The following is a 12,732-nucleotide window of genomic DNA, read 5'->3' as shown; positions in this document are numbered from 1 at the left end:
CGGCTTCGACCAAGGATGAATTTGGCAAAAAAGCCGCAATCGCCTAATCTTGCCCGATCAAGCGATCGTGAAGACGAGCAGTCCTTAAGACAAGCAGCCGTGATGACAGGCAGCCGTGACGACGAGCATGAGTGAAGTCCCAGCAACCGACGAAAGCATCGCCCAGGCGAAGGACGCCACCCGCAGGGTGCCGCTGGCGCGCGGCCTGTCGACGAAGCTGCTGCTGCTCACCATCGTCTTCGTGCTCTTGGCCGAAATCCTCATCTTCGTGCCCTGGATCGCCAGCTACAGGCTGAGCTGGCTGAAGGAAAGGCTGAGCACCGCCGCCGCGGTTTCCATCGTCCTGGTGCAGGGCGAACCTGCCTCGCTGTCGCGTGCCGCCCAGAACGACGTACTGATGGCGATCGGCGCCAAGGCGATCGCCGTGCGCGACGGCGGCGTCTCGCGGCTTCTGGTCGTGGCCGAAATGCCGCCGCAGGTCGACGAGCATATCGATATCGCCAATGTCGGCATGATCAAGGGCATGACCGGCGCGCTGGACACGCTGTTTTTCGGCGGCAAGCGGATGCTGCGCGTTTTCGGGCCGGTTGGCGACAGCGACAAGGAATTCGAGCTGATCATGCCCGACCACCGCCTGCGCAATGCCATGCTGATCTATTCGCGCAACGTCGCCTTCGTCTCGCTGCTGATCTCGCTGTTCACCGCCATGCTGGTCTATGCCGCGATAGACCTGATCATGATCGGCCCGATCAGGACGATGACACGCTCGATGCTGTCCTTTTCCGAGGCGCCCGACGATCCCGGCCGCATCATTCACCCCGCCGCCCGGGCCGACGAGATCGGCGTCGCCGAACGCGAACTGTCGCAGATGCAGGAGCGGCTGCAGAAGATGCTGACCGAGCAGAAGCACCTGGCCGATCTCGGCCTGGCCGTGTCGAAGATCAACCACGACATGCGCAACATCCTCGCCTCGGCGCAGCTGATGTCGGACCGCCTGCGCCAGGTCAAGGACCCGACCGTGCAGGCCTTCGCGCCAAAACTGCTGCGCGCGCTCGACCGTGCGGTGTCCTATTCGGAGGGCGTGCTGGCCTATGGCCGCACCCAGGAGCCGCCGCCGTCGCGCCGCAGGCTGCGGCTGCGTCAGCTGGTCGAAGACGTCCAGGGCCTGCTCGATATCGAATGCGGCATCGAATTCGTCAACGCCGTCGACCCGGTGCTCGAGGTCGATGCCGATTCCGACCAGCTGTTCCGCGTGCTCACCAATCTTAGCCGCAACGCCGTGCAGGCGATGGCGGCGGATACCGAGAGCGCCGTGGTGCGCCGCCTGACCATATCGGCCGAGCGCATCGGCAGCGTCAGCCGCATCGTCGTCACCGACACCGGCCCCGGCCTGCCGCCAAAGGCGCGAGAAAACCTGTTCGCGGCATTTCGCGGCTCGGCCCGTAGCGGCGGCACCGGCCTTGGCCTGGCGATCGCCCATGAATTGATCCGCGCCCATGGCGGCACGGTGGAGCTGGTCGAATCGATCGGCGGCCGCACCACATTCGCGGTCACCATTCCCGACCAGCCGGTCCGGCTCGACCAGGCCCGCAACGGGCTGCGCCGCCCCGCGTAACGAACCGTTTCGTTACGGATCGTTTCAATTCGCAAAGGGTTGGTCCGAGACTACGAGCCATCGGCTCGGCCGCCGTGCAACGGCTCGTTTCGTTACGGACCGTTCCGACTGGCAAATGACCGATCCAAGACTACGACTTGTCGGCTCGGCCGCCGCGTGACGCGGTCTTGCCTTCGCCGGCCGGCGCATGACGGCAAAGCATGACTGCAAAACTTTTGGCCAGGATCGGCTTGCTTTTCGCAAATTCAGTCGCTAGGGAACACGTCACATCGCGGCCGGTCGCCAGGATCGGATCGCGGGGCTATGCCAAGCATGGCCTGTTGCGCGCCCGTAGCTCAGCTGGATAGAGCACCAGACTACGAATCTGGGGGTCAGGAGTTCGAATCTCTTCGGGCGCGCCAAATACCGCCGATAGCGCGCAATCGTACGATATAGCCCGATTCCCATCAGACTACGCCCGCGCAAAGAGCGGGAGATAGTCCGCGAGCGAAAGGCGTAGAAACGGCGGCGTTAGGCGGTGGAAAAGGTCGAATCTCTCGGGTTGAATGGCTGATTTCTGATCAGCAGGCACGTGCCATATATCACTTGGGTGGCATCAGCCATTTCACTCTAAATCTACTTCGGTTGCGAACGTAGAAGGCCGCTGATTGCCGCGAAGTTTACCAATAAGACCTCTTTGCAGGCGCCCGTCGGCCTCGGTGCGTGCTGTAGGCTAAATACAAGGCAATGGCCGTCGTACAAAAGGTGACACCGGCGCTGATAAAGAACACAACGCTCAAACCTGCTCGATCGGCAGCCCATCCCAACGCCGGGCTTCCTAGCGCCATCGCGACATCGAGAAAGACCGTGTAGATGCCCATTGCCAGCCCGCGGCTTTCAGGCGAGGTGTCACGGACAGCCTCGACACCCAGACCGGGATAGACGAGCGAGTAGCCGAGTCCCGCGAGAGCGGCTCCGGCGGATGCCATCATCGTGCTTCGGGCCAATCCCATGAGGATCAATCCGGCCGCTTGCACCAGAACGAACACCAAGGCGATTCTCGCGCCGCCGAACTTATCCGGTAGATGGCCAAACATCATTCGCGCCACGATCAACGCCGCGCCAAAGGCAGTGAAGGCAAGCCAGACGGGCTGCCAGCCGTGATTGGCATAAAGGAGCGAGCTGAATGCGAGAATGGCGCAATAGCCGATGCTGCTAAGCGCCGCGCCAAGTCCGGGTAGCCAGACCGCTCCAATCACGCCGCCAAAAGTGGATCTCGTCCGTGCCGATAGGACAGGCGGACTCGGCGCTCGCAATAGGAACAGCAGAACGAGCAGTGGCGCCAAGGTCGTGATAAGGCCGATCGCCGCAAGGCCGTACGGTACAAAGAGCATCGTGCCGAGCGGACCGCCGAAGGCGAGCGCCGCGAACATGGCCGTGCCGACCCAGGCGATGACCTTCCCCGCATGGCCGGAATCGACCATTGCCAATCCCCAGCTCACGCCCCCGGTGATGATGAAGCTTTCGGCTCCACCGAGCACCGCACGTCCCACCAGAAGAATCGCAACAGAGAGGGTTGGCGAACTCACGAAGGTCAAGGACAGGAGATACAGCAATCCAGCACCGGCGGCGGCGATCAGGCCGAGGACGACGCTGCGTTTGCCACCATTCGCATCCGAATAGGTGCCGGACCATATGCGCGTGACCAGAGACGCGGCAAATTGCGAGCCCGCAACCAGGCCGACGACGAAAGTTCCGAAGCCGAGATCCTGATTCACATGCAGCGGCAGCACCGGCAGGGCCGCGCCGATGACGAGGAAGCCGGCCAACACGGCCGCCATGATCGGCAGCAACGTCACGGCGGCCGAGGGCGGCGGTCTGGACGATGAGGGCAAAGGAGTCATCGCGACCAGCAGCGTTCAGTTGGCGGAGCGCTTCTCGAACACGGAGCGCGCAACAGCGGCTGCCGAGAAAGCGTTCGGCCATCCGGCGTAGTACGCGAGATGGCTGATGGCTTCGGAGGCTTCCATGCGCATCAGTCCATTATCCATCGCCCGGTTGAGGTGGTAGGGAATCTGCTCGACCTGGCCGGCCGAGATCAGGGCGCTGACCGTCACCAGACTGCGATCGCGCGGGGCGAGATCGGGCCGCAGCCACAGGTCGCGAAACAATACGTCGGTCGTATCCCTCACCTATCCCGGCGATGCCGGTCCTGTGCCTTGCGCGACGCGGGCGGCGCGATCGGCCTCGGCTTTTTCGTCCAGCGGCAGGAAATCAACCATGGCCTTGGGGAGCTGGTCGGGTCCGACACCGCGCGCCGCGAACACCTCCTTCGTGATGCCCGTCGCGGCAACCGCATTGCCCCAGCCGGCATAGAAGGCGAGATGCGTGATAATCTCTGAGATTTCGGCCGGCTTCACCCCATTGTCGAGTGCGAGATGCACCTGCTCCGGCAGGAGAATGTCCTGGTTGCGCGTGATCACGGCAGCGACAGTGACGATGCTGCGATCCCGCAGCGACAGGCCCGGCCTCTTCCAGAGGCCATTTGCAAGCTTCTCATCGGCGTAGCGCTCAAGCGCGGGCGAAACGGTTCGCACGTCTTCGCGGGACAGGCTGCCGGTCTGCGATCCGGTTTGCGCGGCGGTATCGACGGCTCCCATGGAAAGAGCGAGAGCCAGAACGGTCGAGGTTTTCATGATGAAGCCTTTCGTTCCGTTATCCCGTCAGCGGTATTGCTCGTCGGAAACAGGTTCGAGCCAGTCGACGTTCTTGCCGTCCTGCATGTAGCTCAAGGCGATATGCGTCATGGGGCTGATCGCGGTCGCTCCATGCCAGTGCTTCACGCCGGCCGGAATCCAGACCACATCGCCAGGATTGATGCCGCGCCGCTCCTTGCCCTCTTCCTGCACCCAGCCTTGACCGCCCGTGATGATAAGCATCTGGCCTGCCGGATGGCTGTGCCAGACCGTCCGCGCGCCGGGCGCGAAGTTCACAAGTCCGGTGCTCGCCCGCGTCATGTCGGTAGGCGGATAGAGCGGACTGATGACCGCCTGCCCGGTGAAGTTGTCCGCCGTTCCGATCACGGCCGGCGTGCTGCCGTTCGTGCGGATTTCGATGGTCTCGGCCTCGGCCGGCATTAGGCCGGCGGTGCTGATTGCAGCGGCAGCGAGAATCTTCTTCATGTTCGTCTCCTTCTGCGTTTGCAGCTTCTTGCTGTTCCCGGTGAATGATGCGGGTTTTTCCGACACCCGCGGCATTGTCCTGATGCGCAGCGGCCTTCCAGGTTCAGGAAAGCATTTCGACGCGCAGCGGATGTTCTCCGCGTATCAGAAGCGGCGCCGGTCCCTGGTCTAGTCGCCCGAGCCGGATCAGGCCGCGCGACCAACGATAGGGACCATGAAACATCGCGAGATTGCCCCAGGGGGCGTAGTAGCAAAGATCGCCAGCCGCCTCGTTCCCGAAGCGACCGCTGCCTTCCTCGGTGAGCTTGCGCGGCAGATAGGCGATCTTCTCGTTGGACGAATAGTCGTCGATCGTCAGGTCCAGCGGCAGCATTGAGACCAGGTCGTGCGCGGAAGGATTGTTCTCCAGCGTCGCCGTGAAATCCTGATCTGCAAAAACAAATCTCAGGCGCATCGGGGCTCCTTTCGTACCCGGGGTTGTGGAGGTCTGAGAGTGCACCGAAGAGGGAAGCGCGAAGCTGACAGCGCCTGCCAGCAAGGTGCGGCGTGAAAGCCATGTGGCGTCGCGTGTCATTTAAGGTCTCCCAATCGGTGCGGCCATATCCATTATTCCGGCACACGGCCGCACCCTTCGACGAATACGGCCTTGTTAAGCGGCCAGATGCTGACCGAAGAAGCTGGTAAGCCTGTCGAACGGAATCAGGTCCACACGGTCGTAGAGATCGACGTGACCGGCGCCCTGGACCCAGACCAGTTCCTTCGGCTCGGCTGCCAGTCTGTAGGCTTCCTCGCTGAACTCCTTCGAATGCGCCTGATCGCCGCTGATGAACAGCATTGGGCGCGGCGAGATCGTCTCGATGTCGTTGAACGGGTAGAAGTTCATGAATTTGACATTGCTGGTCAGCGTCGGCTTGGTCGTTATCTGGTCGGAGACACCCGCCGGGGTAAACTCTCCGCGGGATGTCCGATAGAAATCGTAGAACTCACGCTGGATGGGGTGCGTCGACGCGGTCAGTTCGAGATCAGTTCCGCCCGTATGCTGGATCTGGCCGCCTTCGAATTCGGAGTAGCGCTGCTCGGCGGCCGCCGCGATGATCTGCTTGCGTTGCTCGACGCTTAGCGAGTGATTGAGTGCGTTTCGGTTCGCCGCGCCCATGTCATACATGCTGACCGTGGCGATGGCGCGCATGCGCGGGTCGATCTTGGCGGCGCTGATGACGAAGCTGCCGCTGCCGCAGACACCAATCGCGCCGATGCGATTGCGGTCGACGAACGCGCGTGTTCCAAGGAAATCCACCGCTGCGCTGAACGCTTCTGCATAGACATCCGGCGAAACGATCTGACGGGCTTCGCCTTCGCTCTCGCCCCAGAAGGGCAGGTCGATTGCCATGGCGATGAAACCCTGCTCGGCCATCTTGGTGGCATAGAGGGTCGCGCTTTGCTCTTTCACCGCGCCCATTGGATGGCCGACGACGATGGCCGGATGACGTGCATTGCGGTCAAGGTCCTTGGGAACGAGCAGATTCCCCGCGACATTCATCTGGTATTGGCTTTTGAAGGCGACCTTTTCGAGCGTCACCTGATCGCTCGTGTAGAAATTGTTTGCACCGTTCGACATGTCTTGAGCCTTTGCGAAGTGAATGTTGAAGAGTGACGCCGCACTGAAGGCGGCTGCGCCGGCACCGGTCAGCTTCAAAAGCTCGCGCCGGTGGATTGCACGCTCTGATGTTTTCGTATCAGGGGTTATTCATAGGCATTTCCGATCTCCTGTAGGTTTGGGTTGAATTGAGCCACTCGCCGCCTTGGCCAGTCCCTCTCGGTCATTCGGGCTCGAGCAGACGCCGGCCGGTGCCGATCAGCGCGATTGCAAAGCCGGCCAGAACCACGCTGCCGATAAAGGTCGCGGAGATCGTCAGGCCATCCAGCAGCACCCCTCCGACTATCGCGCCCAGAAGGATCGAAGCCTGGATCGCCGCGACCATCAGGCTGCCGGCGGCCTCGGGCGCATCGTCCGCATTTTGCGACATCCATGTCATCCAAATCACCGACATCGCGGTAATGCGTTGTTGCAGTGCAAACCTAGTGGTTTTGCCATAAAACGATTACCCGTCGAAATTGGCATGAACTAATCGACTACATCGAATAATCTGTTGCGAGATGGCAAACGAAGGAAGCTCATGGCCAGAACCGATCTCAACCAATTGACGTGGTTTCAGGCCGTCGCAGAAGAGCGCAGCTTCACCAAGGCAGCGGCAAAGCTCGGCGTCGCGCAATCGACGCTCAGTCACACGATCAAGCAGCTCGAAACACGCATGGGCATACGCCTTCTGACCCGCACGACGCGTAATGTCGCGACGACCGTTGCGGGCGAAAGGCTGCTACAGACGATCGCCCCGCGCATTGGTGAAATCGAAGACGAGATCGCAGCGCTGATGGCGTTCCGCGAAAAGCCGTCAGGCTCGATCAGGTTGACCCTGTCCGACCACGCGCTCGAAAGCGTGGTCTGGCCGAAGCTTAAGCCGGTCCTCAGCGCCTATCCCGACATCGGCGTCGAACTGATCCTGGACAGCACCTTCCGCAACATCGTCGAGGAAGGCTTTGACGCCGGTGTCCGGCTTGGAGAGAGCGTCGAGAAAGACATGATCGCGGTCCGCATCGGCCCGGACTGGCGCCTGGTCGCCGTGGCTTCGCCGCGATACTTCGCGGCGCACGGTGTGCCTGTCCATCCGCAGGACCTGATCCGCCATGTCTGCATCAACATGCGCCACGAGACCGCCGGCGGTCTTTATGCCTGGGAATTCGAGAAGGATGGACAGGCGCTGCGTGTCCGTGTGGACGGTCAACTTACCTTCAACAACACCTACGCCATGATCGACGCCGCGGTGAGTGGCTATGGTATCGCCTATGTTCCCGAGAACATCGTGGAGCGGCACGTCGCCTCAGGGTTGCTGGTGCAGGTCCTCGACGACTGGTCGCCCTTCTTCGATGGCTATTTCCTCTATTATCCTAGCCGCCGCCAAAACCTTCCTGCGTTCAAGATTATTGTGGACGCATTGCGGCATCGGGAATGAAGCGACAGGATCTAAACCCGCGCGATTGGCTCACGCCCCATTTGGGAGTGTTCTAGAGGCAATAGGCAGAGTTCTCATCATCGCCCCGATGCGGCGCCATTAAACTCATGCCCACCCCGGGAACATAGGTAACAGAATCTATCGCCTGCGGCCGGAAGATTGCGAGGAGTGAGCGCCATCCCTGCCAAAAGAGCGGTGTCGGCTGAAGCTGCTCAGTCGGCCTGCTTGACCTCCGGACCTGGTTCAGTTGGCGGAACTGGCGTGCAATCTTGGCCGGTGCATTCCTGCACAGGATCGTTCGCCGGCGGGAGACAGTTTTGGCCTTCACAATGAACGGGCGGCTGCACTGTGGCGGCTTCGTTGTTCGGCGGCACAGGCCGATCCTCAGCACGAACGGCCGGCATTCCAAGGTCGATCATGGCCGTGCACAAGAGCGCAATCCGAAGCACGTTCATTTTCGCCTCCGCAACTGACAGCGAGACGCAGATTATACCTTCGAACTGCGGCCAACATCCTGTCACCCGCGAACGGCGTTAACAGCGCGTTTCATTGCCGGTCGGAAGGGCGTACCGATTGAGATCGAGCGTCGTCCTCTACCTGGCAAAATAGCGCCAGAAACGGGGCATTCGGCCGGAGGTGACTGAAGCCAACCTTCCGATTTTCCTGTACACGTGTGCGAAGGGTTTGAGTGCCTTAGGGCTTTCGCATATTCGAGCTTCTTCAGGTCTTTCACGGGGGAACGTACATGACGGCGTTCAACAGCGTCCGCTTCCGGGTCAAGCCGGGTAGTGAAGACGAATTCGTCGAACTGTTCAGCAGCGCTCCGCGCAACTTCGAGGGATTGCGAAAAATGGCTCTCATCAAATCGGGAGATGGCGCCTTCTTCTCGATTGGAGAGTGGGACACTTTCCAGCACATGGTCGATGCCAGGCCCACAATGCTCGGCAATCTTGATCGGTTCCGGCATACGTTGCAGCAGCTTGAAGGCGGATATACGGATGCTGTTTCCGGCGAGACTGTCTTCGAAACGGACGGCAGGAGCGGCGGCAGGTCGGTATAGTATCGCACTTCGAAAAGCTTATGCCGTGCGCCACTTCCCGGCTCCCTCACCTAAACCGCACATTCCCCTTGGAAAGCTCTGTCACCGACCTGCATCCCATCAGCCGCATGTCGCGTTCGATCTCGGTTCGCATCAGGCCGAGCGCCCGTTCGACGCCTGCCTGTCCTGCGGCGGCCAGCGGGAAGAGGTAGTAGCGCCCGACGCCGACGGCCTTGGCGCCCAACGACAGGGCTTTCAGCACATGTGTGCCGCGCTGGACGCCGCTGTCGATGATCACGTCTATCTTGTCGCCCACCGCGTCGACGATCTCGGACAGCTGGTCGAAGGGGCTGCGCGAGCCGTCCAGCTGCCTGCCGCCATGATTTGACAGAACGATGCCGGTGCAGCCGATGTCGACGGCCTTTCTGGCATCGGCGACGCTAATGATCCCCTTCAGGCAGAACTGGCCGTTCCAGAAGCGGACCATGTCTTCGACATCCTTCCAATCCAGCGACGGGTCGAGGATCTCCGTGAAATAGCGGCTGATGGAAAGCGCTCCGCCACCGAGATAGATATGGCCGTCCAACTGCGGCAGGCTGAACTTTTCGTGGGTCAAATAGTCTATAGCCCATCTCGGCTTGATCGCGAACTGCATCACGCCGCCGAGCGTAAGCCGAAAGGGGATGGAAAAGCCGGTTCGCAGGTCACGCTCGCGGTTTCCGCCGGTGACGCTGTCGACCGTCAGCATCATCACCTCGACGCCGGACGCCTTGGCGCGCTCCATCATGGCGCGGTTCAGGCCGCGATCCCTGTGGAAATAGAACTGATAGACCTGCGGCGTCCTGTGCTTGCGCACTTCCTCCAGGCTGACCGTGCCGAGCGACGAGACGCCGAACATCGTGCCGAACTTCTCCGCCGCCGCGGCGACGGCGCGCTCGCCGCTGTAGTGAAACAGCCGCTGGAGAGCCGTCGGCGAACAATAGACCGGCATCGCCAGCTTCTGGCCCATGACGGTGACCGACATGTCGACCTGTCCAACGCCGGCAAGGACGTTAGGGACGAGATCGCAGTCCTCGAAAGCCGCCGTGTTGCGCCGCAGCGTCGTCTCGTCGTCCGCGCCGCCATCGATATAGTTGAAGATTGGGCCTGGCAGGCGCTGTTTTGCGAGCCGGCGGAAGTCCTGAAAATTATAGCAGCTTTGCAATCTCATGAAATCAATCGGGTATATGGCGGGCCTGATGTCAAGCCTGTGCAACTGTCGATCGCCGGCGCGCTCGCCTCAGCCCGCCACGGCGCCAACCGACTCCCGCTCGACCAGCGGGCATTCGAGCTTGGTTACGGGATAGCGGCTCCGGCCGCGACCGGGAGCAGCGGGGACTTCCAACTGCTCGATCGCCCATTGTCCCATCGCCATATGCGGCAGGATCGACGTCGTCAGCGGCGGGAACAGATGCCGCGCGATCTCCTCGTCGTCATAGCCGACCACCGAAATATCTCCGGGGATGTGCAGGCCGGCCTCCTTCAGCGCCTCGTAGCAGCCGATCGCGGTACGGTCGTTCTGGCAGAAGATGGCGGTCGGCCGGTCCTTCAGCGCCAAGAGCCTGACGGTCGCGGCATAGCCGGCGCTCGCTGACCAATCGCCTTCGACGACCAGCTCCGGGTCGAACGGGATGTCGGCCGTCGCCAGCGCCCGGCGGTAACCTTTCAGCCGGTCCTGAGCCGCCTGCATCCAGGGCTCGCCGGTGATGGTGGCGATACGGCGATGGCCATAGCTGATCAGGTGCCGGGTCGAGCTCTGGCCGCCGGCGATCTCGCTCGGCACCACGGCGGGAAAGGCATAGTCGGCGGTGTAGCAGTTGAGCAGGATGACCGGAATGTCGAGGCCGTAGAGATAGTCCGGCGCGACGATCTCGCGGGTGAAGATGGTCATGTAGATCAGCGCCGAAATGCCCCGCTTGGTCAGTGCCGCGATGGCCCGGGCCTCCATCACCTCGTCGCCCATGGTCTGCGCCACCAACACTACATTGCCGGCGTTCCACGAGGCTTGCCGCGCCCCTTCAATGGCGACGACCGCCTCCGGGCTGGTCGCCAACTGGTCGACGGCGAAGCCGATCACGCCATCCAGCCCGTCGAATGCGGCAACCGGGGCTCGCAAGGCAGAAAACACCGGCGGCGAATAGCCCAGTGCTCGCGCCGTCTCGATCACCCGCTCTCGGGTTTGCTGCGACAGCCTGATGCCCGGCGTGTTGTTGAGCACGAACGAAACCGTCGCCTGCGAACAGCCGGCGACCCTGGCGATGTCGGTCATGGTAACGCGGCCCTTGGGGTTTTTCCCGGACGGCTTGCGCCGCCTGGTACCCTCAAGGACGGGATCACGCAGTGGTTCGTTCATGTCATTGGTCCCTCGAATCTCGCATTTATAGGGCGAAGCGCTACTAATAGATATAATCGACCTCTTAGGCGATGTAGTCCCCGGTTCAAACGGTTGCGACTGGGGAGGCCTCTCTCCTTGTGCGAGAATCTCGACCAAACTAATACTCTTTACTAATATCCGGCATCACTATAACGTCAATCCATCATGCCCGGACGACCTCGGACCGCGCATGTTCGGAACGCAAGCCAGCCTGGTATCGGACGGTTCCCGTCAGCCGAAGCTTGCCTGCCGCTCCGGGAAATGTCAGACAAATCGGACTATTTACGAACGGCGAATGAGTCTCTAAAGTCGACGATCGCGGCTGGAATGGCGTCGTTCTTCGCTGCCGGAAACCCTTGAGGAGGAGGGCGTCCAAGCCGCGCCGGCACGTTCATCATCAGCGAAAATTACTGAGTCAAAATGGGAGGTTGAATATGAAATCTGTGATACGAAATGCGTCCGTCGCCGCTGCGGCCCTGCTGCTCGGCCTGTCCGCCAGCGCAATTGCGCGGGCCGACGACAAGCCGACACTGGCCTTCGTCGTCAACGGCGCTTCCGATTTCTGGAAGGCGGCGGAAGCCGGCGTCAAGAAGGCTCAAGCCGAACTGCCCAACTACAATCTTGAACTCAAATATCCGGAGCAGTCCTCGGTCGCCATCCAGCAGCGCCTGATGGACGATCTGGTGACGGCCGGCGTGAAGGCGATCATGGTCTCGGCCGTCGATCCCAAGACGTCGACCGACGGGCTGAACAAGATCGCCTCGGAAACGGCGTTGTTCACCACCGACAGCGACGCGCCGCAGACCAAGCGTGTCGCGTATATCGGCTCGTCCAATGTCGATGCCGGCAAGCAGGCGGCAGAGATCGCCAAGAAGGCAATGCCTGACGGCGGCAAGTGCCTCGGCTTCGTCGGCCTGCTCGGCGCCGACAACGCCAAGGAGCGCATCCAGGGCATGAAGGAAGGTCTCGCCGGCACCAAGATCGAATTGGTCGACGTGCGTGGCGACGACATCGATCAGGCTCGCGCCAAGAAGAACGTCGAGGACGCGCTGGTCGCCAGCCCCGACGTCACCTGCATGGTCGGCTTCTATTCCTACAACACGCCGCGCATCTATGAAGCGCTGCGCGATGCCGGCAAGCTCGGCCAGATCACCGTCGTCGGCTTCGACGACGATCCGATCACGCTGGGCGGCGTCAAGGAAGGCACCGTCGCCGCCACCGTCGTGCAGCAGCCCTTCGAATGGGCCTATCAGGGCATGAAGCTGATGGCTGCCTATCTCGAGGGCGACAAGTCGGGCATTCCCGCCGATGGCCTGATCATCATCCCGACCAAGATCATCGGCAAGGACGATATCGACGCCTACGCCGCCAGCCTCAAGGCGATGTCTGGAAACTGAGCGAATTAGGTTGCGCCGGCTCAAGGTTCGCCTTGA

At 61.6% G+C, this 12,732-nt stretch carries 11 protein-coding genes, 1 tRNA gene and 1 pseudogene; 5 read left to right on the top strand and 8 right to left on the bottom strand.

The features are described 5' to 3' along the window. Positions 1-127 precede the first annotated feature (127 nt). Both NKJ84_RS07855 and NKJ84_RS07850 read left to right on the top strand, forming a co-directional pair. Positions 128-1,615, top strand: a complete 1,488-nt coding sequence (locus NKJ84_RS07855) for an ATP-binding protein (RefSeq protein WP_352506011.1) — start codon at positions 128-130, stop codon at positions 1,613-1,615. A gap of 324 nt (positions 1,616-1,939) precedes the next feature. Further along, positions 1,940-2,016 (top strand) — tRNA-Arg (locus tag NKJ84_RS07850). 258 nt (positions 2,017-2,274) lie between these two features. Here the strand turns inward: NKJ84_RS07850 and NKJ84_RS07845 are convergent. The 6 genes and pseudogenes from NKJ84_RS07845 to NKJ84_RS07820 all read right to left on the bottom strand — a co-directional run bounded on the left by NKJ84_RS07845 (position 2,275) and on the right by NKJ84_RS07820 (position 6,803). After that, on the bottom strand, positions 2,275-3,498 hold the full coding sequence (locus NKJ84_RS07845) for an arabinose transporter (RefSeq protein ID WP_352506010.1): 1,224 nt from the start codon (positions 3,496-3,498) through the stop codon (positions 2,275-2,277). A 15-nt stretch (positions 3,499-3,513) separates the two neighbouring features. Continuing rightward, positions 3,514-4,290, bottom strand: a pseudogene (locus tag NKJ84_RS07840) (carboxymuconolactone decarboxylase family protein). Positions 4,291-4,317: 27 nt separating this feature from the next. Continuing rightward, positions 4,318-4,851, bottom strand: coding sequence for a (R)-mandelonitrile lyase (locus NKJ84_RS07835; protein ID WP_352506009.1), 534 nt, complete (start codon positions 4,849-4,851; stop codon positions 4,318-4,320). Between the two features lie 28 nt (positions 4,852-4,879). Continuing rightward, positions 4,880-5,350, bottom strand: coding sequence for a cyclophilin-like fold protein (locus NKJ84_RS07830; protein ID WP_352506008.1), 471 nt, complete (start codon positions 5,348-5,350; stop codon positions 4,880-4,882). Positions 5,351-5,425: 75 nt separating this feature from the next. Further along, positions 5,426-6,394 carry an alpha/beta hydrolase gene (locus NKJ84_RS07825; RefSeq protein WP_352506007.1) on the bottom strand — a complete coding sequence of 323 codons (969 nt, stop codon included), beginning with the start codon at positions 6,392-6,394 and terminating at the stop codon, positions 5,426-5,428. A gap of 202 nt (positions 6,395-6,596) precedes the next feature. Further along, positions 6,597-6,803, bottom strand: a complete 207-nt coding sequence (locus tag NKJ84_RS07820; protein WP_352506006.1) for a hypothetical protein — start codon at positions 6,801-6,803, stop codon at positions 6,597-6,599. Between the two features lie 150 nt (positions 6,804-6,953). Between NKJ84_RS07820 and NKJ84_RS07815 the strand changes: the two genes are divergently transcribed. Both NKJ84_RS07815 and NKJ84_RS07810 read left to right on the top strand, forming a co-directional pair. Then, on the top strand, positions 6,954-7,847 hold the full coding sequence (locus tag NKJ84_RS07815; RefSeq protein ID WP_352506005.1) for a LysR family transcriptional regulator: 894 nt from the start codon (positions 6,954-6,956) through the stop codon (positions 7,845-7,847). A gap of 745 nt (positions 7,848-8,592) precedes the next feature. Next, positions 8,593-8,907 (top strand): antibiotic biosynthesis monooxygenase family protein, encoded by a 315-nt coding sequence (locus NKJ84_RS07810; RefSeq protein ID WP_352506004.1) that lies wholly within the window; start codon positions 8,593-8,595, stop codon positions 8,905-8,907. A gap of 46 nt (positions 8,908-8,953) precedes the next feature. On the opposite strand, the gene NKJ84_RS07805 is transcribed toward NKJ84_RS07810, so the two are convergent. Beyond that, positions 8,954-10,096: an alpha-hydroxy acid oxidase gene (locus tag NKJ84_RS07805; RefSeq protein WP_352506003.1), complete on the bottom strand. Its 1,143-nt coding sequence runs from the start codon at positions 10,094-10,096 to the stop codon at positions 8,954-8,956. Between the two features lie 69 nt (positions 10,097-10,165). After that, on the bottom strand, positions 10,166-11,194 hold the full coding sequence (locus NKJ84_RS07800) for a LacI family DNA-binding transcriptional regulator (protein WP_502896116.1): 1,029 nt from the start codon (positions 11,192-11,194) through the stop codon (positions 10,166-10,168). A 539-nt stretch (positions 11,195-11,733) separates the two neighbouring features. Here NKJ84_RS07800 and NKJ84_RS07795 point away from each other — a divergent pair. After that, on the top strand, positions 11,734-12,696 hold the full coding sequence (locus NKJ84_RS07795; protein WP_352506001.1) for a sugar-binding protein: 963 nt from the start codon (positions 11,734-11,736) through the stop codon (positions 12,694-12,696). Positions 12,697-12,732: the final 36 nt, after the last annotated feature.

The organism is Mesorhizobium sp. M0048 (genome assembly GCF_040323405.1).
Lineage (GTDB): Bacteria > Pseudomonadota > Alphaproteobacteria > Rhizobiales > Rhizobiaceae > Mesorhizobium.
Note: the sequence above shows the minus strand (reverse complement) of the source record. Positions and strands in the feature narration are given on the sequence as shown.